At 70.3% G+C, this 24,069-nt stretch carries 17 protein-coding genes; 9 read left to right on the forward strand and 8 right to left on the reverse strand.

Features of this window, described 5'->3' with window-relative positions:
- Positions 1–51 precede the first annotated feature (51 nt).
- Positions 52–3,012: a PAS domain S-box protein gene (locus DSX2_RS17425; protein ID WP_020879713.1), complete on the forward strand. Its 2,961-nt coding sequence runs from the start codon at positions 52–54 to the stop codon at positions 3,010–3,012.
- A 30-nt stretch (positions 3,013–3,042) separates the two neighbouring features.
- On the opposite strand, the gene DSX2_RS03775 is transcribed toward DSX2_RS17425, so the two are convergent.
- The 5 genes from DSX2_RS03775 to DSX2_RS03795 form a co-directional block, all read right to left on the reverse strand.
- Entirely contained in the window at positions 3,043–3,780 is a 738-nt protein-coding gene (locus DSX2_RS03775) for an adenosylcobinamide-GDP ribazoletransferase (RefSeq protein WP_020879714.1), read from the reverse strand.
- A 1-nt stretch (position 3,781) separates the two neighbouring features.
- Positions 3,782–4,309: a hypothetical protein gene (locus DSX2_RS03780; RefSeq protein WP_020879715.1), complete on the reverse strand. Its 528-nt coding sequence runs from the start codon at positions 4,307–4,309 to the stop codon at positions 3,782–3,784.
- Positions 4,309–5,106, reverse strand: coding sequence for an S-adenosyl-l-methionine hydroxide adenosyltransferase family protein (locus DSX2_RS03785; RefSeq protein WP_020879716.1), 798 nt, complete (start codon positions 5,104–5,106; stop codon positions 4,309–4,311). The genes DSX2_RS03780 and DSX2_RS03785 overlap by 1 nt, the downstream gene beginning before the upstream one ends.
- A 9-nt stretch (positions 5,107–5,115) precedes the next feature.
- Positions 5,116–5,979, reverse strand: coding sequence for a YitT family protein (locus tag DSX2_RS03790; RefSeq protein ID WP_020879717.1), 864 nt, complete (start codon positions 5,977–5,979; stop codon positions 5,116–5,118).
- A 105-nt stretch (positions 5,980–6,084) separates the two neighbouring features.
- Positions 6,085–7,779 carry a DUF342 domain-containing protein gene (locus DSX2_RS03795; RefSeq protein WP_020879718.1) on the reverse strand — a complete coding sequence of 565 codons (1,695 nt, stop codon included), beginning with the start codon at positions 7,777–7,779 and terminating at the stop codon, positions 6,085–6,087.
- Positions 7,780–8,157: 378 nt separating this feature from the next.
- On the opposite strand from DSX2_RS03795, the gene DSX2_RS03800 reads away from it, so the two are divergent.
- The 7 genes from DSX2_RS03800 to DSX2_RS17430 all read left to right on the forward strand — a co-directional run bounded on the left by DSX2_RS03800 (position 8,158) and on the right by DSX2_RS17430 (position 16,709).
- Positions 8,158–9,843, forward strand: coding sequence for a YcaO-like family protein (locus DSX2_RS03800; RefSeq protein WP_020879719.1), 1,686 nt, complete (start codon positions 8,158–8,160; stop codon positions 9,841–9,843).
- A 209-nt stretch (positions 9,844–10,052) separates the two neighbouring features.
- Entirely contained in the window at positions 10,053–10,799 is a 747-nt protein-coding gene (locus tag DSX2_RS03805; protein ID WP_020879720.1) for a class I SAM-dependent methyltransferase, read from the forward strand.
- An 87-nt stretch (positions 10,800–10,886) separates the two neighbouring features.
- Positions 10,887–12,341: an FAD-binding protein gene (locus DSX2_RS03810; RefSeq protein WP_020879721.1), complete on the forward strand. Its 1,455-nt coding sequence runs from the start codon at positions 10,887–10,889 to the stop codon at positions 12,339–12,341.
- Between the two features lie 16 nt (positions 12,342–12,357).
- Complete coding sequence (locus DSX2_RS03815; protein ID WP_020879722.1) at positions 12,358–12,972, forward strand: winged helix-turn-helix transcriptional regulator; 615 nt, start codon at positions 12,358–12,360, stop codon at positions 12,970–12,972.
- A gap of 2 nt (positions 12,973–12,974) precedes the next feature.
- Positions 12,975–14,072, forward strand: coding sequence for an N-acetylneuraminate synthase family protein (locus tag DSX2_RS03820; protein WP_020879723.1), 1,098 nt, complete (start codon positions 12,975–12,977; stop codon positions 14,070–14,072).
- An 18-nt stretch (positions 14,073–14,090) separates the two neighbouring features.
- Entirely contained in the window at positions 14,091–15,050 is a 960-nt protein-coding gene (locus DSX2_RS03825) for a glycosyltransferase family 4 protein (protein WP_020879724.1), read from the forward strand.
- A 168-nt stretch (positions 15,051–15,218) separates the two neighbouring features.
- Positions 15,219–16,709 carry a PAS domain-containing sensor histidine kinase gene (locus DSX2_RS17430; RefSeq protein ID WP_020879725.1) on the forward strand — a complete coding sequence of 497 codons (1,491 nt, stop codon included), beginning with the start codon at positions 15,219–15,221 and terminating at the stop codon, positions 16,707–16,709.
- 12 nt (positions 16,710–16,721) lie between these two features.
- Here the strand turns inward: DSX2_RS17430 and DSX2_RS03835 are convergent, their stop codons facing one another.
- From DSX2_RS03835 to DSX2_RS03845, 3 genes are all read right to left on the reverse strand, one after another.
- Positions 16,722–17,918 (reverse strand): glycosyltransferase family 2 protein, encoded by a 1,197-nt coding sequence (locus tag DSX2_RS03835; protein WP_020879726.1) that lies wholly within the window; start codon positions 17,916–17,918, stop codon positions 16,722–16,724.
- The gene (locus DSX2_RS03840) at positions 17,911–19,206 is read right to left on the reverse strand and encodes a hypothetical protein (RefSeq protein ID WP_020879727.1); all 1,296 of its coding nucleotides are present in this window, start codon (positions 19,204–19,206) and stop codon (positions 17,911–17,913) included. The genes DSX2_RS03835 and DSX2_RS03840 overlap by 8 nt, the downstream gene beginning before the upstream one ends.
- A gap of 137 nt (positions 19,207–19,343) precedes the next feature.
- A complete protein-coding gene (locus DSX2_RS03845; protein WP_020879728.1) occupies positions 19,344–20,612 on the reverse strand; it encodes a BPL-N domain-containing protein in 1,269 nt (422 codons plus the stop codon).
- Positions 20,613–21,321: 709 nt separating this feature from the next.
- On the opposite strand from DSX2_RS03845, the gene DSX2_RS03850 reads away from it, so the two are divergent.
- Entirely contained in the window at positions 21,322–23,967 is a 2,646-nt protein-coding gene (locus DSX2_RS03850; protein ID WP_020879729.1) for a valine--tRNA ligase, read from the forward strand.
- Positions 23,968–24,069: the final 102 nt, after the last annotated feature.

Consider the following 24,069-nt stretch of genomic DNA (forward strand, 5'->3'; position numbering starts at 1 on the left):
TGAAATAGCAACAAGCGTGCCGCCCCGGACGCTTCGTCCGCATTGATTCCCATGGCGGTCCGGGTATATGTTTTCTCCAACACCATGTCCCCGCACAAGACGCCCGCCCTGAACGCCGACCATGCGGCCGATGCCCTGGCCCTGCTCAGACGGTCCCTCGGCGCCCCGACCCCGGCGGCGCTCGCGGCCCTCGACAGGCTCGAGGCGGCGCTCGCTCGGCCGCACCTCCCTCCCCCCGTCCCCCTCCATCGGGACGGGCCGTCCGCTCCCCGCGAGGAAGCGACGCATTTCAGGCTCCTGGCCGAGAACAGCGAGGACGTCCTGATCATCTTCGATCCCGAGATGCGCATCACCTACTGCAACCAGGCGGTGCAGAAGTCCCTCGGCTTCACGACCGAGGAGATGTGCGCCATGCGCCTGGAGGACTTCATGACCCCGCAGGCCCAGGTGGTGACCCGCAGCGCCTTCGACAGGCGCATGGCGCTCGAGGCCTCGGGCATGCCGTTGCGCGGGGCGCAGCGCGACGAGATGCTCCTGCGCCGCAAGGACGGACGCGAGATCTGGTTCGAGTGCGTGACGAGCCCCCTGCGCGACGGCGAGGACAGCCTGACGGGCGTGCTGATCGTGGCCCGCAACATCTCCATGCGCAAGGCCGCGGAAAACGCCCTCAAGCGCTCCGAGGCGCGGCTGCGCATGGCGCTCGAGGCCACCTCGGACGGCGTCTGGGACATGCTCTTCTCCATCCGGGAGGACGGCTTCGAGGTGCTCAGGGCCTTCCACAGCGAGAACATCCCGCGCAACCTGGGCTACCTGCCCGAGGAATTCAACGCCCCCACGGCCCACCTGCACCTCATCCATCCCGACGACCTGCCCCGCGTGGGGGCCGCGCTCGGCGCCCACCTGCTCGGCCGCAGCGAGCGCTTCATGGCCGAGTTCCGCATGCGCCGCAAGGACGGCATCTGGGTCTGGATCCTGTCGCGGGGCCGGGTCGTGGAGCGCAACCCCGAGGAGGGCACGGCCAGGATCGTGGGCACGCACACCGACGTGCAGGGCAGGAAGCTGGCCGAGGCCGCGCTGCGCCGCGAGGAGGAGAAATACCGCCTGCTCGTGGAGAACCAGACCGACCTCGTGGTCAAGCTCGATCCCGTGGGCCGCTTCCTCTACGTCAGCCCCTCGTTCTGCCGCATGTTCGGCAAGGGGGAGCAGGAGCTGCTCTCCGAAAACTTCTTCGCCCTGATCCACGCCGAGGACCGCCCGGCCGCGCAGAAGGCCGTGGAGGCCCTGGGAGCTCCCCCGCACAGCGCGCTCCGCGAGCACCGCGCCATGACGCGCCACGGCCTGCGCTGGCTCTCCTGGACGGCCACGGCCGTGCTCGACGAGGCGGGCCGCGTCTCGGGCATCATCGCCGTGGGCCGCGACGTGAGCGAGCGCAAGGAGATGGAACAGGCCCTGGTCCAGGCCAAGGAGGACGCCGAGGCCGCGAGCCGGGCCAAGAGCGACTTTCTGGCCAACATGAGCCACGAGATCAGGAACCCGCTGAACGCCGTGCTGGGCCTGGCCGACCTCATGCTGCTCGGCGAGCTCCCGGAGGAGCAGCGCGAGCGCGCCGTCCTGCTCAAGAACTCGGCCGCCTCCCTGCTCGGGGTGATCACGGACATCCTCGAATATTCCAAGATAGAGGCGGGCAGCGTGGAGGTGGAGCGCTATCCCTTCAAGCTCCCCGCCCTGCTGCGCGGGCTGGCCGCGGAGCAGCGTATGCTGGCCACGGAAAAGGGCGTGGCCCTCAAGCTGAGCCTCGATCCCCGCCTGCCCGAGCGCATCCTGGGCGACGAACTGAAGATCCGCCAGATCCTGCTGAACCTCCTGTCCAACGCCATGAAGTTCACGCCCGAGGGCTCGGTGGAGATCATCGCCCGGGTGCAGGAGCGCCGCGACGCGCGCGTGACCCTGCTCTTCGCCGTGTCCGACACCGGCATCGGCGTGCCCGAGGACAAGCAGGAGATCATCTTCGAGAGCTTCCGCCAGGCCGAGAGCGGCCTGCGCAAGCGCCACGGCGGCACGGGCCTCGGCCTGGCCATCTGCAAGCGGCTGGCCGAGATCATGGGCGGCTCCATCTGGCTGCAGAGCGAGCCCGGACAGGGCTCCATCTTCTGCTTCACCGTGGAGGTGGAGCTGGCCCCCCGCGAAGAGCCCCGCGACATGTCCGCGCCCGGCGCCCGGGCCGAGTCCACCGCGCCGCTTCGCGTGCTCCTGGTGGAGGACGACTGGATCAACCGGCGCTTCACCACCCAGCTCCTGGAACGCCAGGGGCACAGCGTGCGCGAGGCCGAGAACGGCAGCCAAGCGCTGCAGATCCTCTCCGAACACCCCGTGGACCTGGTGATCATGGACATGCAGATGCCCGTCATGGACGGCATCTCGGCCACGCGGGCCATCCGCGCGGCCAAGGGCTGTCCGCCCGAGCGCGCCGACGTGCCCATCATCGGGCTCACGGCATACGCCACCAGCGAGGACCGCGACTGCTTCCTGGCCGCGGGCGTGGACATCTGCCTGACCAAGCCGCTGCGCGCCCAGCGCCTCTTGCGGATCATGGACGAGGTCGTGGCGCAGAAGAGGGGGCAGACGGGAGCGGTGTCGGGCACGTCCCCGGCGCCGGTCGCGGAAAGCCCGGACGGGCTGCTCAACGAGCGCATGCTGACCGACCACCTCGAACTCGGGACGGAGAGCTTCCTCGACCTGCTGCGCCACTTCGAGGACGACGCGGCGCGACGGCTGGCGCGGCTCATGGAGGCCTCGGACCAGGGCGCCCTGTCCGACGCCGCCGAGCTCGCCCACTCCTTGGCCGGATCCGCCGGGGTCATCGGCGGCGCGGGGCTGCGTCGGCACTGCCTGGAGCTGGAGAAGGAGCTTCGCGCGGGCGGGCCCAGGGCGCGGCTCATGGCCGAGCAGGTCTGGCCGCTGGCGCAGCGCACCATGCTCGCCATCCGCGAGCGCATAGACGCCCAGGGCTGAGCCGAGCTCCCGTCTCCCCGGGGAAAGAATTCAGTTGAGCAGGCACCAGGCGAGCCAGGCCGAGAGCTCGCCCCAGATCACCGCGCTGCCGAGGAAGTCGCCGTTCAGGCCGCCCTGCCGTCCGGCCAGGCGGCGCAGCATGGCCGCGCCGAGCGCCGCCAGGCCGAAGGCCGCGCCGAGCACGGCGGGCGGGCACAGCCAGAGCCCGAGCACCAGGGTCTGGCCCGCGGCGAAGAGCAGCGGCCCCGTCCCCGCGCCCGAGAGCACCAGCCCCCCGAGCCCGGGACGCTTGAGCCCGCGGCCCACGTGAGCCAGCCCCACGGCCAGGAAGCGGCCGAGCACGAAGCCGAAGAGCGCGGGCCCCAGGGCACGCGCGCCCAGCAGCCCGGCCAGGGCCGCGGCCTGCGCGAGCATGGCCAGCACGCAGCCCATGACCGCGAAGGCCCCGCAGCGGCTGTCCTTCATTATCTCCCAGAAACGTTCGCCCCGCGCGCCCGAGCCCCAGGCGTCGGCCACGTCCGAGAGGCCGTCCCAGTGCAGCCCCCGCGTGACCCAGATGGAGAGGGCCACGGTGCACACGGCCAGAAGCGCCGGGTGCAGGGCGAAGAGGCCGAGCCGGGCGGGCAGCAGCGCCGCCGCGCCCACCACCAGACCGGCCAGGGGATAGACCTTGAGGCTTGCGGCCAGGGCCTCGGCCGTCTCCGCCCGGGCGGGCGCGAGGCGGCTCAGGAAGGCCAGGGCCACGCGCAGGTCGCGTGCGAGTCCCATGCTACTCCTCCCCTCCCCGGGCCTTCGCGCCCGAGCGTCTTCCGCCTCCCTTGCCGCCGCCCCCCTTGCCGCCCCTGCCGCGCGCGGAGCCGGATTTGGCGCCCGATTTCGCACCGGACCGGCGGCCGCGCGCCGGGCGGGCGGGCGCGAGCCCGGCGCCGCCGAACAGGGGGCCGAGGACCAGGGCCAGGGGCACCAGGGGCCAGAGCCTGCCGGAGAGGATGTTCCAGTCGGCCATGAGCTGGTCCCAGGGCATGCCGAGCATGCGGCCGAGCACGATCTCCGTGGCCACGGTGGCCACGGCCCAGCAGAGCCCGAGGGCCAGCCGCCCGCCGAGGTCGGAGGGGCCGCTGCGGCGCACGAAGGCGCGCGCGAGGAAGAAGAGGAGCACGGCCAGAAGCACGCTGTGGACCTGGCGCGCCGCGTCCGCGCCCAAAAAGCGCGCGGTCAGCACCTGGCGCACCATGCCGTTGCTCACGGCCAGGGTGAGCATCAGGACCCAGAAGAGGGCCGCCTTGAGGGCGAGCATCAGGCGTCTTCCCCTGCGAGGCGGACCATGCCCCCGATGGACAGCCCGAGACGCGCGGCGGCCGAGCCGCGGTTCACGGCCAGCTCCAGGTAGCCCTGGCTGCCCGCGATGAGCCCGACCCCGCCCTCGGGCAGACGGCCGTAAGTCTCGCAGGAGGTCAGGGGGACGGTGCGCGGCTGGGTCATGGCCAGGGAGGCGAGCGCGGCGAGCCGACTGCCCCACTCGGCCGCGGGCAGGTTGAGCACGCAGTTGCCGAAGCGGTCCACGTGCAGCACGTGCGCCACCACGCCGTTTTTCACGGCCTTGGGCGCGGTCCACTCGCCGCGCAGGAGGCTCTTCGGCTCCAGGCTCGCGCCGAGCGAGGCCGGGTCGTCGCCGCGCGCGATCCTCGCCGCGGCAGGGGCGAAGACGTCGCGTCCATGGAAGGTGGCCGAGACGCTGGCCGGGGGCGAGGCCAGCTCGTAGGCCCTCGCCGCTCCGCCCGCCTCGGCCAGGACCAGGGCGGCCAGGCCGTTGTCCGGCCCCACGAACCAGCGCTCCCCGATCTGAGCGGCCATGCTGCGCCGCCGCGTGCCCACGCCGGGATCGACCACGCCGAGGAAGACCGTGCCGGGCGCGAAATGGCGCCAGCTCGCGGCCAGGAAGAAGCTGCCCTGCACGATGTTGAAGGGCTTCACCTCGTGGGAGAGGTCCACGAGCACGGCCTCGGGCGCCTCGCGCAGGAGCGCCCCCTTGAGCTGTCCCACGTAGGGGTCGGCCAGCCCGAAATCCGTGAGCAGGACGATGAGCCGGGCCACGCGTCCCTCCTAGTACTTCTTGCGGGCGGAAAAGCCCTCGCCCAGCACGTTCAGCGTGCTGTCGATGATCGTGAAGGCCTGGGGGTCCGTGGTGAAGACCAGCTCCTCCAGGCGCTTGACCTGGATGCCGTTGACCACGGTCATGATCACCTCGCGGTCCTTGCCGGTGTAGGCGCCGCGCCCGTGCAGGAAGGTGCAGCCGCGGCGCATCTCGTGCAGGATCTTCTGGGCGATCTCCTCGGGCTTGTCCGAGATGATGAGGACCATGCGCCGCTTGTTGAACATGCCCAGGAAGTATTCCATGACCCAGGCCGAGAGGAAGACCATGGCCAGGGAATAGAGCACCTGGTCCACGTCGTAGAGGGCGAGGCCGAGGCCGAAGACCAGGAGGTTGAAGGCGAAGCCGACCTGGCCGGGCCTGAAGTCGTAGCGCTTGGCCAGGATGATGGCGAAGACGTCCGTGCCGCCGAGCGAGCCCAGCGAGCGCAGGGCGATGCCGCCGCCCGCGCCCATGATCGAGCCCGCCGCGAGCACCGCGAGCCCCGGGCTGTGCACCGGAAAGGTCCAGGGCACGAGGTCCACCAGGGCGGAGAGGCAGACCATGCCGAAGAGGCTGTAGAGGAAGAAGCGGCGGCTGACCAGGAGCCAGGCCATGAGGAAGATGGGCACGTTGATCAGGAAGTACCAGGTGCCCGCGGGCAGCCCGCCGACCCAGTAGCTGAGCAGCAGGGAGAGGCCCGCCACGCCGCCGGTGAACAGCTTGTGCGGGATGACGATGGCCTTGAAGGCCCAGGCCCACAGGGTTGCGCCGAAGACCAGCAGGAGGAGGTTCCACCAGACCGAATAGGTGAATGCGAAGACCTGTTTTTTCATGACCCCCTCCCCTTACCGCACATGAGGGGCCGAGCCAAGCATTGCAGGGCCGGGCGGGCGCGGGCCGGGCGGACAGGGTGAGGAGGCGGTCGAAAGGCCCGCCGCTCAGACGACCTCGAAGGCGCCCGACTCCGGATCGAAGGAGATGGTCGGGGAGCGCAGCGTCTCGTGGACCTCGAAGGTGCTGCCGAGCACGACCACGGTGGTCCCGGGGTGCGCCGTGCCCAGCACCTTGAGCCGCGAGCGGGCGCATTCGAGCAGGCACAGCCGCTCCTCCTCCAGGAGGCACTCGATCTCGCGCAGCCTGGCCTGGCCCGCGATCCTGATGCGCAGCAACCGGGCCACCTGGCGGCGCTTGTCCAGCGGCGTGCGCTGCAGGATGGCCGTGGGGTCGTCCGTGCCGAGCCCCGCCTCGATCCTGGCGAGGACGTCCTTCAGCTTGGTGCGCGTGGCCAGCAGGTCCTTGCGCGCGGTGCTCGGCTCCTGCGGCCCCATGCGGAAGACGGTGCGCGCGCCGTATTCCGAGCCCGTCTCCCGGGCCTCCACGCCGCGCATGGCGCGGATGATCCCGCCCTGGATCACGCCCTTGCCCTGCACGCAGATCACCCTGCCGCCCGCCGTGATGTCGCAGTTGATGATGTCCTGCACGGCCACCACATCCTCGCCCGCGCGGATACGGGCGTTCTCCATGAACTGCGCGCTCACCGAGCCCGCGGCCTCGACCACGCCCTTCTCTCCGCCGAAGATGCCGCTGCCCACGCGCACGCCCGCGCCGGTGCGGACCACCGCGTCGGCCTGCACCGCCCCCTTGATGTTCACGTCGCCGGGGATCTCGATGGTGAAGCCGTCCATGATCGAGCCCGCGACGTTGATGCAGCCCTTTTCCAGGCGCACGTCGCCGGTGGAGAAGTCCACGTCGCCCGCGACGTCGATGACGTCGAGCACGGAGAGGGTCTCGCCCTTCCACGAGAGCACGCCGCCGCGCGTGGCGAAGAAGTCCTGGCCGCCGCCTCCCTTTTCCGCTCCGCCCGCTCCTCTGGCGGCCACGCGCACGCCCTCGCCCGGCGTCACGCTGACCGCGTGCACCTCGCCCACGGGCAGCTCGCGGCCGAAGACGTCCACGCCCGGAGTGCCCGGCACCGGCGGCACGAGCCTGCCCAGGAGCTGGCCCTCGCGCACCTTGCAAAAGACGCTGCGCGCCCGGTGGTCGACGCTCCCGGCGTCGTCCGCGTCGGGCGCGACCGCGCCGTCCTCGTCGAGATAAAGGTCGAAGCGGCCGTCGCTGCCCCGCTGGGGCCTGCGGCCCTTGGCCAGGACCACGTCGCGCACCGGGGCGTTCTCCCCGCGCGCCCGGGCCAGGGCCGACATCAGGGCCGCGCGGTCCACGGGAGCGGTCACGCCCATGCCGGTCACCACGGCGGCCAGCCGCTCCACGGTCACCTCGTGGCCCGAGAAGTCCTTGTGCCTGACCGTGGCCCGGAGCAGGGTCTTTTCCTCGCAGACCTTGAGCTGCGGGCGGATGGAGAGGATGCCCTCGCGGAACTCGACCATGCCGAAGCCCTTGGAGAAGACCTCCCCGGACTCGGGGTCGATGCGGAAGAACTGGGGGGCGACGGGCAGGGGCGGCAGGTCGTCCTGGCCGCCCGGGTCGGCACCTGGTTCGGGGCCGGACTCCGGCACGGGCCGGGCGACGCACATGCCCTTGAACACGGGCGCGGACATGTCGCCGGGGATCTCGTAGCCCGCCTGGGCGAGAATTTCCGACGGGGAATGGGGGGCGTTGGGGGACCCGGTGCTCATGCGGCCGTCCTCCGGGGCCGCGGCCGTCCGGCCGTACCCCTGGCTTCGCCTCCGGCCTCCCGGGGGAAAGGCGGCCTGGCTGCGCACTCCTCGAACAAGAACCTGAACGCCTGATCGGAATGCCTCTGCAGAGTGCGGCATAACCGTCCTTCTCGTCAAGGGCTTCTTCTGTGTTTCCGCATTGTTCGACGCTACCTGCCGCCGTGGATCCGGCCGGCGGGACGCGGGCGGGCGCGGGCCGCGGCCCTTGAAGGGAATTCAGAACCAGGGTAGGCCGAAATCCGGCGGACACGCCGCCGCGACACCGATCCACAAGGAGGGCGAGCCCCGGACGGCGCGAGGAGACCCCTCGCCCGCATCCGGCAACGCACGAAATCCATGCGCTATTCCCTGAAACGCGAATCCACCGCCGCGGGCGTCGGCTACTTCGAGGCCCTTCCCTCGGGCATCGCCTCCCCGGGCCAGGCCATCGGCTACCTCAAGCAGCACGAGAACGACGAGTTCATGCGGCGCTATCTCCTGAAGATGCTCGCCAAGATGGGCGCGGAGGAGTTCTACGCCCTGTGCGGGCGGGCCGTGCGCGAGGACCCGCCGCCGCTGCAGGCCCTGCTCTACGAGGCCTGCCTCATGCACCCGGAATACGCCCAGTTCCAGGGAATGTTCGCCGGGCTGGACCTCGCGGCCCTGGCCGGGCTCTCCCCCCTGCCGGTCATCGCCGCCTCGCTTCGGCCCGACCGGGACGCGCACCATCCGTGGATGCGCCTCGTGGCGGACAACATCATGCGGGGCGAGCCCCTGCCCGCGACCATCGCCCGGGGGCTGCCCGCGCCCGTGGAGCCCGCCGCGAAGAGCACGGCGCCCGGCGTGGCCGAGATCTTCGCGGAGCGCTTCGGCGGCGCGGCACCCGCGCCCGCGGCCCTGCCCGCCCCGGGCGAGGTCTTCGCCGACGCCCTGAAGCGCCTGGGGCGGCTCGGTGTCTTCGCGGACGTGGAGCAGCGCCACACGGCCTCGCTCTCGCCCATCGCCCTCATGCGGCGCTGGAGCATGGAGGTCCGGGTGCGCTGCGGCTCCCTGGACTACGCGCTCTCCGGCACGCAGATCAGCTACGGCAAGGGGCTCTCCCTCGATGTGGCGCGCGCCTCGCTGTACATGGAGATCGCCGAGCGCGTGAGCAGCTTCGCGAGCTTCGGAGCCGAAGGCGTGCTCGGCCGCACGCGGGAGTATCCGTTGCAGATCGGAGGGGCCGGGGAGCTGCGCGCCGAGGGCTTCGACATCCTGGACCCGGCGGCCCTCCCCCTGGACGCGCCCTACGCGGGCCAGATGCTCTACTGGATGGAGGGCCACGGAAGCGACGGCCGCCCGGTCCTCGTCCCGCCGCAGCTCGTCTTCCTCTTCTGCAACCTCGACGAGCCGAAGCTCTTCGCCGGCCTCGACTCCACTGGCCTGGCCTCGGGCACGAGCCTGGCCCAGGCCAAGGCCGCGGCCCTGTGCGAGGTGCTCGAGCGCGACGCCGAGGCGCTGGGACTGCACGATCCCGCCGCCTGCTTCCGCCTCGCCCCGGACGACCCGGGCGATCCGGCCGTGGCCGAGCTTCTGGCCCGGCACGAGGCCGCGGGCGTGCACGTCGTCTTCCAGGACATCACCACCGAGTTCGGCGTGCCCTGCTACAAGGCCTTCGTGGTCACGGCGGAGGGCGAGACGGTCAAGGGCACTGCCTGCGCGCTCTCCGGCCGCAAGGCCGCGCTCTCGGCCATGCTCGAGACCATGCACCCCTTCCCGGACGGCCCGGCCACCAGGCCCTGGCCCGAGGGGCTGCCCGTGCGCCGCCTGGACGAGCTGCCCGACTTCGCCACGGGAGACCCGCAGGCGGACCTCTCGCTCCTCGAGGCGGCGCTCGCGGCCCACGGCCATTCTCCGGTCTACGCGGACCTGACGCGCGCGGACCTCGAAATCCCGGTGGCCAAGTGCTTCGTCCCGGGGCTCGAGCTGGCCGTGGACTTCGGCTCCAGCCGCCGCGTGAGCCCGCGGCTCATGGCCCGCGTGAACAGGCTCATCGGCGGCTGAGGCCGCGGCCCGCGGCCCGGGCTCCAGCCTGGCGAACGGCCTGACGCGCAGCCTTTCGTACAGCCTCTGGGGGGTGGTCATCGCGGGGCAAGCGGAGTAGAATGACGAATTATGGCATTTCCCCCCGCGCGTGAGGCCGTGCAGGCGGACGGGAAAGGCCGCTGAACCGCGCGGAAGACGGGGCGTGCCGCACGTCCCACGGATCGCTCATGGTGTACGACGAGACGGCGGTGCGCCGCTACGAATCCTGGTTCAGGACGCCCCAGGGCAGGGTGGCCTTCGAGCGCGAGAAGGCGCTCCTGGCCTCCATGCTCTCGCCCTGGCCGCGCCGGGGCCAGCGCCTGCTCGAGGTCGGATGCGGCCCCGGCCTCTTCCTCGAGAACTTCTGGGACATGGGCTTCGACGTGGACGGCCTGGATCCCTCCCCGGCCATGCTGGCCGCGTCGCGCAGACTCCTGGGCAGGCGGGCCGAGCTGCGCCTGGGGCATGCCGAGCACCTGCCCTACGACGACAAGGAATACGACTTCGTGGCCCTCATCACGAGCCTGGAGTTCTGCGACGACCCGGCCCAGGCCCTGCGCGAGGCCGTGCGCGTGGCCTGCAAGGGCGTCGTGGTCGCCTTCCTGAACAAGCTCTCCCTCTACTATCTGCTCCACGGCATGCCCTGGCCCTCCTGCCGCACGGGCGAGCTGCGACGGGTCCGCTGGTTCACCTGGCGCGAGATCACACGGCTGCTGACCGAGGCCGCGGGCCGCCGTCCGCACGCCTCGCGCTCGGTCCTTCCCGGCCCTCCGGCCACCTGGCGCGAGAGCCTGCCCTGGACGCTCGTCAACCGCCCGGCCTATCCGCCCTGCATCGGCGCCTTCGGCGCCGTCCGCTTCGACCTGACGGGCGAGCGCGGCATGACCCCGCTCATGGCCTTCCGCACCGAGCCCTCGGCCAGCGGCGGCGTCTAGCCTCTTCCTTGGCACCCCCCTTGCTACGCCCCTGCCCGGGCCGGCAGGAACGCCGCCCGAGAGGCCAGCGAACGCAGGGAGGCGTGCATGGACAAGACCGACGGCATCGATTTTTGCCAAAATGTTGACGTCCTCGTGCTCGGTGCGGGGCTGGCGGGGCTTCGCGCCGCCTGGGCCGCGGCCGAGGAGGATCCCGCCGCCCGCGTCGTCGTGGCCTCGGCCTCCCCCGCGCCTTCCGGCTCCTCCTTCGCCAACCAAAACGACCGCCTCGGCATGCAGGTCTGCTTCACGCAGCACGACCGCGACGACTTCGCGGCCGAGGCCCTGGCCATGGGCCGCCCGGGCCGGGTGGAGCCGGAACTGGTGCGCGCCCTGGCCGAGGACTCCCTTCCCCGCTACCAGGACCTGCGCGCCCTCGGCCTGTCCTTCGTGCTCGACGCGTCGGGCGAACCCGTGCGCCACTCGGGCTGCTTCAGCCCCTCCTCGCGCCGCGCCGTGGTCTTCACCTCCCTGGGCACGGCCTACCACGTCTTCCGGCGCAAGGCCGAGGCGCTGGGGGTGCGCTTCCTGGACGGCCTGCTCGCGCGAGGTCTGGTCACCGACCCCGGAGACGGCGGCCGCGTGCGCGGCGCGCTGCTCGCGGACCAGGCGGGGCGCATGCATCCCGTCGCCGCCCAGGCCACGGTCATGGCGCTCGGCGGGCCCGCGCCGCTGTTCGAGCGCAGCCAGGCCGGGCCGCGCACCCCGGGCTGGTCCTACGCCCTCCTCGCCCGCGCGGGCGCACGGCTGATCAACGCGAATTTCCTGCAGTACATGTGGGCCGAGCTGCCCACGCGCATCTTCTGGGACCTGGCGGGAGCGGCGCGAAACGGCCTGCGCCTGCGCGCGCCGCACGGCGGGGTGGTGGACCTGCCCGCAGGGCTCGGCGAGCTCGCCCTGGCCCGCGGTGCCCACTGCCCCTTCGGCCACGGCCTGCCGGACGCCGCGCTGGACGCCTTCGTCCTGGCCCAGGCGGACGGGGACGGCAGCGTCGAAGCGCTGACGCGAAACGGCTCGGCCGTGCGCGTGGCCCCCGCGGCCCACGCGGGCAACGGCGGCGCGATCGTGGACGCGCACGGCCGCACGACCGTTCCCGGCCTCTATGCCTGCGGCGAGTGCGCCTCGGGCATGCACGGCGCCAACCGCATCGGCGGGGCCATGGTCACGGCCACCCAGGTCTTCGGAGCCCGCGCCGGGCGCCACGCCGCGGGCCATCTAAAGAGATTGTCCGAAACGTCCGATAGATCATTTACCGAGTTAGCGGTTTCCTCCTGCCCGGCCTCCGGCCAGGAGGACCCCGAGGAGCGCGGACAGGTCTTTGAATATTTGGCACGGACCCTGCAAAAGAATCTCGCAATGCAGAAATCGCCGTGTGCAGGCGAGGTTGCGGACGACCTCGCGAAGCGGTGCGCGGCAGCGAGCGACTGGCAGGCCAGGCTTGCCCTGGAAACTGGATTGACGCTATTGAACGGGTCTCCGAAGCACTTTTCACTCAATGAATGATGCAGCAGGCAACGCAGTGATCGCCATCCGGAAACGCTTCTTCAAGCCGGGAAAAGAGTCCCGGGCCCTCTCCATCCTCGAGGGTGTGCATGCCTGCAGCCGCGTCAGCCAGAGCGAGCTCGGCCACAAGGCCGGACTCAGCGGGGCCATGGTCAACAAGTACGTCAGGGAACTGCAGGATGCGGGCGTGCTGACCCTGACCCCGGTCAACGGCAAGGCCTACGCCTACGGCCTGACGCCGGACGGCGAACAGACGCGCCGCAATCTGCTCGGACAGTTCTGCGCCGAGATCGTGCAGATCTACTCCGCGCTCAAGGAAAGCGTGCGGGCCAAGATAGAGCCGCTGCGCGAGGAGGGGCTCCTCTCCCTGGCCCTGTTCGGCGCCTCGGAGACCTGCGAGGTCGTCCTCGCCGCCCTGGAGGGCACCCCCTTCCGCGTGGTCGCCATCGCGGACAACGACCCGGCCAAGCACGGCCAGTCGTTCCGCGGACACGTCGTGGTTCCGCCCCAGCTCCTGGAGAAGATTCCGTGCCAGGCCGTGATCATCACCTCCTTCGGCCGGCAGGACGAAATATACGAGCAGCTCACGGCCCTGGCCGTCACGAAGAACCTTCAAATAGTCAGGTTGTAGCCATGAAGAACCGCATCGTCAGCGAAGTCGCCCTCTCTTCCGGCGCCATCATCGGACACGGCCGCCCCTGCTTCGTCGTCGCCGAGGTCGGCAACAACCACCAGGGCAAGCTCGAGATCGCCAAGGAAATGGTCTACGCCGCGGCCGAATGCGGCGCGGACGCTGTCAAGTTCCAAAAGCGCCACACCCCCTCCCTGCTCACGCAAGAAGGCATGGCCGCCCCCTATACCGGTCCCAACAGCTTCGGCCCGACCTACGGCGCGCACCGCGACGCGCTCGAGCTCGACATCGAGGAGATGGCCCAGATCAAGGACCTCTCCGAGCGCCTCGGCCTCGTCTTCTTCGCCTCGGCCTGGGACATGGTCTCCCTTCGCCAGATGTTCGGCCTGGGCGTCGAGCTCATCAAGGTCGCCTCGGCCGACCTGACCTGCCTGCCCCTGCTGCGCGAGATCGGCCGCTCCGGCGTGCCGGTCATCGCCTCCACGGGCATGAGCAACTGGGACGAGATCGAGACCGCCGTGGCCGAGCTGCGCGCCTTCCACGACGACATCATCCTGCTGCACTGCAACAGCTCCTACCCCTGCCCCGAGGACGAGATCGCCCTGCCCGTGATGCACGAGCTGAAGCGCCGCTTCGGCCTGCCCGTGGGCTACTCCGGCCACGAGGAGGGGCTGGCCCCGTCGCTGGCCGCCGCGGCCCAGGGCGCCTGCCTGGTGGAGCGCCACTTCACCCTGAACAAGATGCTGCCCGGCACGGACCACAAGGCCTCGCTCGAGCCCTCGCAGCTGAAGAGCCTGGTGGGCATGATCCGCGACGTGGAGCGCGCCATGCGCGAGACCGAGAAGAAGGTCTTCCCCAAGGAGGAGTCCTCGGCCAAGAAGCTGCGCAAGAGCATCGTGGCCGCGCGCCTCATCCCGGCGGGCAAGATCATCACCGCCGAGGACCTGACCGTGAAGAGCCCGGGCACCGGCATCTCGCCGCTCGAGTGGGACGCGGTCATCGGCCAGAAGGCCGTGCGCGAGATCAAGGAGGACCGCCTCCTGGACTGGGACATGGTCGGCCACCTGCACTGCGTGGAAAAGGCCCTGAAGACCGCCTAGACCACGGGGACGGGCGCCATGCGCATCCTGATGATGGCCGTGAACGATCCTGCGGGCACGGCCATCGCCTTTTGCAACGCAGTCAACCGCTTCACGCCGCACGTCTGCCGCCTGGTGACGCTCGAGACGCGCTACAACCACGGCTGGGAGCAGGACCTGCACCTCCCGGCCCTGGCGCCCGGCGACCTCTGCGAGGTCGAGGCGCTGCTGCGCGAGAGCGACGTCTTCCACTTCCACATGACCGCGGACGAGGACCTGGCCCTGGGCCCCTTCCTGCCGCGCGACTTCATGGCCGGGAAGCTCGTCGTCCACCACCACCACGGCCACCCGGACTTCCGCGGCAATCCCGAGAAGTACCGCGCCAAGTACCGCGAGCGCGGCCGCACGAAGATCCTCGTCTCCACCCCGGACCTTCGGCGCCTGTGCCCCGAGGCCACCTGGCTGCCGAACCTCGTGCCCACGGCCGACCCGCTGCTCTCCCCCATGCCCGGCAAGCCCGAGGCGCCCCGGGACGAGCCCATGCTCGTCGGCCACTCGCCCACGAAGAAAGAGCTCAAGAACACGGACGACCTGCTCGCCGGCATGGCCGAGCTCTCGGCCGCGGGCGAGCCCGTGCGCCTGGACCTCATCGACGACGCGCCCAACCGCGAGTGCCTGCGCCGCAAGCGCCGCTGCCACGTGGTCTTCGACCACCTGCAGGGCTACTACGGCGTCTCCTCGCTCGAGGCGCTCTCCCAGGGCGTGCCGACCATCGCCGGCATCGACGCCTGGAGCCGCGAGCACATCGCCCGCTTCACGGGCACGGACGACCTGCCCTGGGTGGTCTGCACCCCGTCCACCCTGACCGCCACCCTGCGCAGCCTGGCGCACGAGCCCGAACGCCGCGCGGCCATCGGCCGCGCCTCGCGCGAGTTCATGGTCGAGCGCTGGAACGAGGCCCTGGTGGCCAAGCGCCTCGTCCGCTTCTACGAGTCCTAGTCCCAACGGCCCTTCCGACCCTCCTGGGGCCGCTCATGCCCGCGCCGTCCCCTGCCTCTCCGGCGCGCCCTCATCCATTTCCTCTATCTCATCTATCTCATCTATCGGGCTTGCCTTGGGTATGGGGATTGCCCTATTAGGAGGCTGTACAGTTTCCTCCGTACCCCCATGGTCTGCCGAACCGAACGGAGCTGGCATACGCAATCGTCCACGCGCATTCCGCGGCCGCTGATACTCCTCGCGGCAGCCGTCTTCCTGGCCGGGCTGACGGTGCTGGACTATTACCTCGGCTTCTTCCTGCGCCTCTCCCTGCTCTATCTCCTGCCCATCGTCGTGGTCACCTGGACCTGCGGCTTCCTTCCGGGCCTCGCCTTCTGCATCCTGGCCTGCATCGGCAACGCGGTGAACGAGCTGCCCGGCATCCTGCTCGGCGCCTCCCTGGCCGCGGACGTGATCAACGACCTCCTGGCCTCGTCGGTCTTCTTCCTGGCCCTGTACGTGACGCGGTGGCGCCACAGGATCATGGAGAACCGGCAGGAGGGATTTGAACAGCTGCGCAGGCTCAAGAACTCCCTGCAGGAGAGCGAGGGACGGCTGCGCCAGGCCCAGGCCCTGGCCCGGCTCGGCAGCTGGGAGTGGGAGGAGGACGGGGAGGCCATGCAGTGGTCGGCGGAGTTCGAGCATCTGCTCGGCTACGCCCCCGGGGCCGTGGAGCCGAGCCGGGCGGCCCTGCTCGAGCGCATGGACGAGCCGGAGCGGAAGAACTTCGAGGCGCTGCTCGAGGAGGCCAGGACCACGGGAGGTCTGGCGCGGGGCGACGTCACCGTGCGCACCGGAGACGGAAAGGAGGCCATCCTGGCCTGTCACGTCAAGTACATGGCCTCCTACGTGGGAGGCAAGTTCCTGGGCGTGGCCCAGGACGTCACCGAGCGCCGCAGGCTCGAGCAGCTGCGCGAACAGGTCGAGCGCATCGTGCAGCACGACCTGAAGAGCCCGCTGGTCGGCATCATCGGCATTCCCGATCTCCTGGCGCGGGAGAGCAACCTGACCCCGCAGCAGGTCGAGATGCTGCGGGCGATATCGGAGGCGGGGCGGACCATGCTGCGCATGATCAACCTCTCCCTGGCCGTCTACCGCATGGAGCGCGGCGAGTTCGTGCTCGAGCCCAGGCCCTTCGACCTGCTGGGGCTGCTGCGCCGCGTGCTCGCGGACCTCGCTTCGCTCGCCAAGGCCTGCGGCGTGACCACTCGCCTGGCCTGTGAGTCGAAAGAGCCGGGAAAGACGGACGGAATCGCGCAGGAGCTGCCCGCGTCCGGCGACGAGACGCTGTGCTACTCCATGCTCGCCAATCTGGTGCGCAATGCCGTGGAGGCCGGACCCAAGGGCACGGAGGTCAGTGTCGACGTGCATTGCGAGGGGGACGGGGCTGTCATCGCGATCCACAACCCGGCAGTCGTTCCGCCGGACGTCCGCGACCGCTTCTTCACCAAGTACGTCACGTCGGGCAAGAAGGAGGGCACGGGGCTCGGCACCTACTCCGCCCGCCTCGCCGCCCGCGCCCACGGCGGAGACATCACCATGCAGACCTCCGAGGAGACCGGCACCACGGTGACCGTGCGGCTTCCCCTGTGCCGGATTCCCGGAGCGCCGGGCGCCTGAACGGATACGGGGCTATTCGCCCCCGGCCCGGCTCTGCCGCCGCCTGGTGTCCTCTCCCACCTCCATGACGGCGCCCACGAAGGCGGAGAGAAAGGTCTGCACGGCGCCTGCCATGAAGGTCACCGCGGCGATCATGGTCCTCTCGACGACCGGATCGCCTAGGTCCCCGAAGCCGACGCGCCCCCAGGCCACGAAGGACCATATCCCGCAGCCCGCCCCGAGCACGAAGAGCCCGAGGGCCGCGAGGGCCATGCGCTCCAGGGTGATGCCCTCGAGCAGCGCGGCATGGCTGCGGGAGCGCGGCAGAAGCCCGCTGCGCGTGGCGTAGCGGCGCACGAGCAGCCCGAAGGTCAGGCTCTGCAGGCCGACGAGGAGGCAGAGGCAGCCGAGCAGGAAGGTCTTGTTGCTGAAGGTGACGGCGCCCATGTGCACGGGGCCGCCCGCGAGGGCCGCCGTGGCCAGGAATCCCAGGGCCAGCAGGGCCATGCCCGGGTAGACGAAGAGCCAGCGCGGGGCATGGATGAGCAGAAAGCACAGGTGCCGCCAGCCGTCGCGCCAGGTGCGCAGATGAGGCGGACGGCTCCTGCCGTCGGGAGAGAGCTTCGTCGGCACCTCGGCGATGCGCAGCCCTTCGAGCGAGGCGCGCACGACCATCTCGCTCGCGTACTCCATGCCCGGGGTATGCAGATCGAGGGCCCGCACCGCGTCGCGGTCGAAGCCCCGCAGGCCGCAGTGGAAGTCGCCGCACGTGGTCTTGAAGAACAGCCTGCCGATGAAGCTCAAGACCGGATTGCCCAGGTAGCGGTGCAGGAAGGGCATGGCGCCCGGGGCTATCCCCCCCTTGAAGCGGTTGCCCATGACGATCTGCGCGCCGCCGCGCAGGGCCTCGACGAACGCGCCGAGGTCCGAGAAATCGTAGCTGTCGTCCGCGTCGCCCATGATCACGAAACGGCCCCGGGCCTCCCGGACACCCTTTTGCAGGGCCGCGCCGTAGCCCTTGAGCCGCGCGTGCACGACCCTGGCCCCGAGCCCCTGCGCGATCTCCTGGGAACCGTCGCTGCTGCCGTTGTCCGCGACCAGGACTTCGCCCGAGATGCCGCTTTGCCCGAGAAAGGCCATGGCCTTGCCGACGCAGGCGCCCAGGGTCTCCGCCTCGTTGAGGCAGGGCATGAGGATGGTCAATTCGAGTTCAGGGGCGGAATCAGTCATGGCAGGCGTCCTCGGCCGGATCGAAGGTTGCGGTGGCGGCCGTGGCCGAGGGCCGACGCACCGTCACGGTTTTCGCGGGCATCGCCAGCAGCAGGAAGAGCAGCGCGGCCAGCGGCGTCCAGAGAATGATGCTGACGAACGAGGAGTGATGGATTCCCGACTGTCCCGGCAGGATCATTATCCAGACGAAGGGCATGATCGCGGGCAGAAGCACGACCAAAAGCCCCCTGGGCACCCTGAGGCGCCGCCGGTACATGCGCCAGGCGAGCCAGGCGTAGACCGGGACCCAGAGCAGCCACATCGTCTTGCCGAAGTCCCGGGCCGTGGCCGAGCCGAAGGCGGAGAAGCTATGCAGGAAGTAGTGCTCCACCGTGGCTCCGAAGAGATCGAGGGGCGGCAGGAAGGCCCACGCGAGCCCCCATTTGGCCACCCAGGTGAAGAGCAGGCCGATGCTCCAGGCCACCGAGCAGAGCAGCCCGTCCGCCAGTATCCGGGGCGTTTCCTCGCCGTCGTGCCACAGGGCGAGGCAGAGGCAGAGCAGCGGAAAGCTGAGGCTCAGGCTTCCCATGTTCAGAAACGAGAGGAAGGCGTCCAGGGAGCCGAGGATGCCGAAGCCGAGGATCGGCGGAGCGCTCTTTCGGCGCAGCAGCAGCGCGATGGCCGCGAGCTGGATGATCCAGAAGAGCGCCGCGTGGGAGACCAGCGTGAAAACGTTGATCGTTCCGGCGGTCAGGAACGAGGCCACGAGGGCCACGGCGTAGGCCTCGCCCAGGCGCAGGCGCGCCGCGGCGTAGAGTCCGATGAAGAGCACCGCCGTCGTGAGCGCCGTGAGCAGCCGGACGTCGGCATACGACATCAGCGCGATCAGGGGGCGGAGAAAGACCTGGTAGCCGTGCCAGTAGCGGGGGTAGGGCACGCCCCCGAAGTCGCCGCTCTGCAGGGAGGCGCGGAGGTGCTCGCACGCTCCGCCGAACTTCATGGTGAGGATGTCCTGGAACGTCGGCCTGAGCTGCGCCGACATGTCCAGGGCGATGCATTCGGTGAACATGTCCATGCCCCGGAACTGCAGCAGCCGCGGGTACTCCTCATCGAAATACCCATGCGCGTCCGCCTGCTCGAGATGCTGCATCACGGCGTCCCCGGACGGCAGCGCCGCGAGCCACAGGAGCCCGGCATAGCAGGGCAGGAGCAGGACGATCACGGCCAGCAGCAGGACGAAGCGACGCAGCAGCGCCTGGCTCCACAAGAGACGAGCCGTCTTCCGAAGTATTGGAGCAAGGCGTGACATGGAACCCTCGGGATTATGGAGAAGACGATTGCGAGCAGACGTTGGCAGGGCTCATACGCAGATACAGGGCGAGCGTCAAATCCAGGATCGGCGGGCTCTTCGAGCCGACAGCCCTCCCTGCCCGGACCGCTCTCCCCTCAGGCGGTCAGCAGCAGGCGGGCCAGTTCCTCGAGCGGGGCCTGGAGCTGGGCGTGCAGGCCCCCGCCGGTCTGGGGCGGGCCGAAGAGGGATTCGCGCCGCTCCTTGAGCCCGGTCACCGCGGGCGCGCCAGGGGAGTGGGAGAGGGTCATGTCCAGCCGCTCGGCCAGCAGGAAGCCGGTCACGGCGCGCTGGTAGAGGTCGAGGTCGCGCGTGAAGGCCGGCGCGGCCTGGGTCCAGAAGGCCCTGGCCGCGTCGTCCGGCTCCCGGCCCCGGCAGGTCAGGATAAGGGTGCGCAGGGCGTTCAGCTGCAGCCCGGGCAGACCGCGCCGCCAGCCCACGAGCCAGGAGGCCCGGTCGAAAAGCAGGAAATGCTCCCGGCCGAGCGCCACCAGCTCCTCGAGCACGCGCGCCGCGCGGGCGAGGAGCGGGTCGTCCCAGGCCGCGGCCCCGTCCTGCGGCCGCCAGGCGGGCACCCTGCCCACGCCGAGCCCACGCCCCAGGAACCGCCCCAGGATGTGGGCCAGCCAGGCGTTGGCCGCGGACGCGTCCGGCGTCTCCAGATGGGCGTAGGAGAGCACGTAGCTCCCCTGCCCGGCCGTCCCGCGCACCAGGCACGGCTGGCCCTGCATGAAGCTCGGCCAGAGCGAGAAGCCGTACTCCGCCTCCCAGTCGTCGAAGACCGAGACCGGCAGGCTGTCCAGCCGCAGGTCCGCCACCCAGAGCTCCGAGCCCGGCCCGCCGTAGCGCGCCAGCACCGTGACCCCCTCGCAGTCCTCGGCCGCGAAGCGGCCCGGCCACCAGACCGGGAATTCCGGCTCGGCGGATACGTCCCTCCCCTGCTCCGCGCCCTGTCCCGCAGCAGGGATGAAGGGGTCGGGATCGCCGGGCAGGACGCGCATGAAGCCCGAGACCAGATGCTGCATGCGGTCGGTGAAGGGCTTGCGCCGCCAGGGACAGAGCCCGAGCGTGGCCTCCCCGTCGCTCGTCAGGCCGAGCCCCGCGCCGCCGCAAAAGCCGAGATACCCGCCGCCCCGCTCCACGAAGGCGCGCACCGCGGCCCGGCCCTCGCGCCCGAGCGCCCGCGCCTTGGCCCGCGCATTGCCCCCGGGCACCACGAGAAGCTTCGCCCGATCGCGCGAAAGCACGCCTCCCGCCACCTCGGCCGCCGTGACCAGCCGGGGGGCGAGCCCCCACCCGGCCAGGGCGCGCTGCACCAAAAGGCCCCACAGATGGGCGTCGTCCCACAGAACCATGATCTCGGCCATGCACCCCTTGTAGCGGCCCGAGCCCGGCGCGGCAATGCCTCCGGCGGGCAGGGAGGGCGCTGCCCTCCCTGCACCCACCCGCCAGGAAGGGGGCTGCGCGCCCCCTTCCTGGACCTTCCCCGCGCCAGGCTGAGCCTGGACCCGCTTCGCGCCGGGCACGCCAGACAATGAACACACACCCCCTGGGCGTGAGAAGTCGTGCGGAAGACGAACTCTGCCCTGCGCATACGTTATGACTCCCACACCAGGCAGGCCGCTCAAAAGGGGCCGGATGCAAGGCGCAAGGAAAGTCCAAGCCGAAGCGTATTCCACATACGCGAGGGTTTGGACTTTCCGCAGCAACGCCGCAGACGGCCCCTTCCTGGACCTTCCCCGCGCCAGGCTGAGCCTGGACCCGCTTCGCGCCCGGCACGCCGAGACAACGAATACACGCCCCCTGGGCGTGAAAGGTCGTGCAGAAGACGAACTCTGCCCTGCGCATACGTTATGACTCCCGCACCAGGCAGGCCGCTCAAAAGGGGCCGGATGCAAGGAGCAAGAAACGGTCAAGCCCGAAGCGTATTCCACATACGCGAGGGTTTGACCGTTTCGCGGCGACGCCGCAGACGGCCCCTTTTCAGCGGCCTGCCCCTTCCTTGCAGGCGGATTGCGCGTGGTGTACAAGCGTGGCCTCTTGCGACCACCGCATTTTCAAGGAGTTCCGTACCGCATGGCCGATACCAGCCTACCCAAGGGCTACGAGCCCAAGGACGTCGAAGCCCGCTGGGGCAAGCACTGGGAAGAGGACACGACCTTCACGCCCGACCCCGAGGGTCCGGGCGAGCCCTTCTCCATCGTCATCCCGCCCCCCAACGTCACCGGCGCCCTGCACATGGGCCACGCCCTGAACCAGACCGTGCAGGACATCGTCTGCCGCCACATGCGCCAGCTCGGCCGCAAGGTCCTCTGGGTGCCGGGCACCGACCACGCGGGCATCGCCACGCAGAACGTGGTCGAGCGCAAGCTGAAGGCCGAGGGCAAGACCCGCCACGACCTGGGCCGCGAGAAGTTCCTCGAAGAGGTCTGGAAGTGGAAGGAGGAGTACGGCGGCCGCATCACCAACCAGCTGCGCCGCCTGGGCAGCTCCGTGGACTGGACGCGCGAGCGCTTCACCATGGACGAGGGGCTGTCGCGCGCCGTGCGCGAGGTCTTCGTCTCCCTCTACGAGCAGGGCCTCATCTACCGCGGCGAGTACATCATCAACTGGTGCCCCCGCTGCCACACCGCCCTGGCCGACGACGAGGTCGAATACAGCCCGCACACGGGCACGCTCTACCATATCCGCTATCCCCTGGCCGACGGCTCGGGCGAGGTGGTCATCGCCACCGTGCGGCCCGAGACCATGCTCGGCGACACCGCCGTGGCCGTGCACCCGGACGACGAGCGCTACCAGGCGCTCATCGGCAAGGAGGTCATCCTGCCCCTGGTCGGCCGCCGTCTGCCCGTCATCGCCGACTCCTACGTGGAGCGCGAGTTCGGCACCGGCTGCCTCAAGGTCACCCCGGCCCACGACATGAACGACTGGGACCTGGGCAAGAAGCACGACCTGCCCGTGATCAAGGTCATCGACGACATGGGCAACATGACCGCCGAGGCGGGCGAGAAGTACCAGGGCCTCTCGGTCCTGGCCTGCCGCGAGCGCATCGTCGAGGACCTCACGGCCGGCGGCTTCCTCCTCAAGGCCGAGGAGTACGAGCACAAGATCAGCCAGTGCTACCGCTGCGCCACGACCATCGAGCCGCACGTCTCCAAGCAGTGGTTCGTCTCGGTCAAGCCCCTCGCCGCCAAGGCCCGCGAGGCCGTGGAGTCCGGCCGCACGAAGATTCATCCCGTGACCTGGGAGAAGACCTACTTCAACTGGCTGGACAACATCCGCGACTGGTGCATCTCGCGCCAGCTCTGGTGGGGCCACCGCATCCCGGTCTGGTACTGCGACGCCTGCGGCCGCACCATCTGCTCGCGCGAGGACCCCACGCACTGCGAGTGCGGCGCGGAGCTTCGCCGCGACGAGGACGTGCTGGACACCTGGTTCTCCTCCGCGCTGTGGCCCTTCTCCACCATGGGCTGGCCGGACAAGACCCCGGAGCTCGCGGCCTTCTACCCGACCTCCCTGCTCGTCACCGCCTTCGACATCCTCTTCTTCTGGGTCGCCCGGATGATGATGATGGGCCTGCACTTCATGGACGACGTCCCCTTCCGCGACGTGTACATCCACGCCCTCGTCCGCGACGAGGAGGGCAAGAAGATGTCCAAGTCCACGGGCAACGTCATCGACCCCATCGAGATGATCGACAAGTACGGCTGCGACGCCCTGCGCTTCACCCTGGCCGCCTTCGCCGCCATGGGCCGCGACATCCGCCTCTCCGAGGCGCGCATCGAGGGCTACCGCCACTTCGTCAACAAGCTCTGGAACGCCGCCCGCTTCGCCCTCATGAACCTGGACGGCGAGCCCGCCGAGGCCTCGCCCGAGGCCGCGAAGGGCCTGCACCACCGCTGGATCCTCTCGCGCCTCGAAGGCCTCAAGGTCGACGTCGCCAAGTCGCTGGCCGAGTACCGCTTCAACGACGCGGCCCAGGGCCTCTATGCCTTCGTCTGGCAGGAGTTCTGCGACTGGTACCTGGAGATGCTGAAGCTGGACATGCAGGACGACGCCGCGCGCGAGCCCGCCCGCCGCGTGCTCCTCACCGTGCTCTCCGAGACCCTCGTCCTCCTGCACCCCATCATGCCCTTCGTCACCCAGGAGATCTGGACCTACCTGCCCGGCAAGGAGCAGAGCGACATCGCCACGGCGCCCTACCCGGCCGCCCGGCCCGCCTGCGCCTCGCCCGAGGCCGAGGCCTCCATGAAGCTCCTGCAGGAGGTCATCGTGGGCCTGCGCAACATCCGCGGCGAACTGAACATCGCCCCGTCCCTCGAACTCGCCGCCGTCCTGCGCACCACGAACGGCACGGCCAAGGCCGTGCTCGAGGAGGGCGCCGCCCAGATCAAGCGCCTGGCGCGCATCGGCGAACTCTTAATCGGCCCGGACGCGACCGCACCCAAGGCCTCGGCCGCCGCCGTGGCCCCGGGCGTCGAGATCCGCGTGCCCCTCGAAGGCGCCGTCAACTTCGGCGACGAGCTGGCCCGCCTCGACAAGGAGCTCGGCAAGATCGAAAAGGACTACGCCGTGGTCCAGAAGAAGCTCAACAACGAAGGCTTCCTCGCCAACGCCCCGGCCGACGTCGTGGCCAAGGAACGCGACAAGCTCGCCGTCATGGACGAGAAGCGCGACAAGCTCCAGAAGCTCAAGGACCGCCTGAAAAGCGTCATGAGCTAGACGGAGGCCGAAGGAGGCGGATGATGCCTCCGGCGGCCAGAGGGGGGCTGCGCGCCCCCCTCTGGACTCCCCCGCGCCAGGCTGAGCCTGGACCCCTTTCGC

The sequence above is a fragment of the Desulfovibrio sp. X2 genome, from assembly GCF_000422205.1.
GTDB lineage: Bacteria > Desulfobacterota > Desulfovibrionia > Desulfovibrionales > Desulfovibrionaceae > Alkalidesulfovibrio.

What these genes read in the sequence shown, in the direction of transcription:
- DSX2_RS17425 (WP_020879713.1), top strand. Translation starts at nt 52, where the DNA reads ATGGCGGTCCGGGTATATGTTTTCTCCAACACCATGTCCCCGCACAAG.
- DSX2_RS03775 (WP_020879714.1), bottom strand. Translation starts at nt 3,780, where the DNA reads ATGGGACTCGCACGCGACCTGCGCGTGGCCCTGGCCTTCCTGAGCCGC.
- DSX2_RS03780 (WP_020879715.1), bottom strand. Translation starts at nt 4,309, where the DNA reads ATGCTCGCCCTCAAGGCGGCCCTCTTCTGGGTCCTGATGCTCACCCTG.
- DSX2_RS03790 (WP_020879717.1), bottom strand. Translation starts at nt 5,979, where the DNA reads ATGAAAAAACAGGTCTTCGCATTCACCTATTCGGTCTGGTGGAACCTC.
- DSX2_RS03795 (WP_020879718.1), bottom strand. Translation starts at nt 7,779, where the DNA reads ATGAGCACCGGGTCCCCCAACGCCCCCCATTCCCCGTCGGAAATTCTC.
- DSX2_RS03800 (WP_020879719.1), top strand. Translation starts at nt 8,158, where the DNA reads ATGCGCTATTCCCTGAAACGCGAATCCACCGCCGCGGGCGTCGGCTAC.
- DSX2_RS03805 (WP_020879720.1), top strand. Translation starts at nt 10,053, where the DNA reads ATGGTGTACGACGAGACGGCGGTGCGCCGCTACGAATCCTGGTTCAGG.
- DSX2_RS03810 (WP_020879721.1), top strand. Translation starts at nt 10,887, where the DNA reads ATGGACAAGACCGACGGCATCGATTTTTGCCAAAATGTTGACGTCCTC.
- DSX2_RS03820 (WP_020879723.1), top strand. Translation starts at nt 12,975, where the DNA reads ATGAAGAACCGCATCGTCAGCGAAGTCGCCCTCTCTTCCGGCGCCATC.
- DSX2_RS03825 (WP_020879724.1), top strand. Translation starts at nt 14,091, where the DNA reads ATGCGCATCCTGATGATGGCCGTGAACGATCCTGCGGGCACGGCCATC.
- DSX2_RS17430 (WP_020879725.1), top strand. Translation starts at nt 15,219, where the DNA reads ATGGTCTGCCGAACCGAACGGAGCTGGCATACGCAATCGTCCACGCGC.
- DSX2_RS03835 (WP_020879726.1), bottom strand. Translation starts at nt 17,918, where the DNA reads ATGACTGATTCCGCCCCTGAACTCGAATTGACCATCCTCATGCCCTGC.
- DSX2_RS03840 (WP_020879727.1), bottom strand. Translation starts at nt 19,206, where the DNA reads ATGTCACGCCTTGCTCCAATACTTCGGAAGACGGCTCGTCTCTTGTGG.
- DSX2_RS03845 (WP_020879728.1), bottom strand. Translation starts at nt 20,612, where the DNA reads ATGGCCGAGATCATGGTTCTGTGGGACGACGCCCATCTGTGGGGCCTT.
- DSX2_RS03850 (WP_020879729.1), top strand. Translation starts at nt 21,322, where the DNA reads ATGGCCGATACCAGCCTACCCAAGGGCTACGAGCCCAAGGACGTCGAA.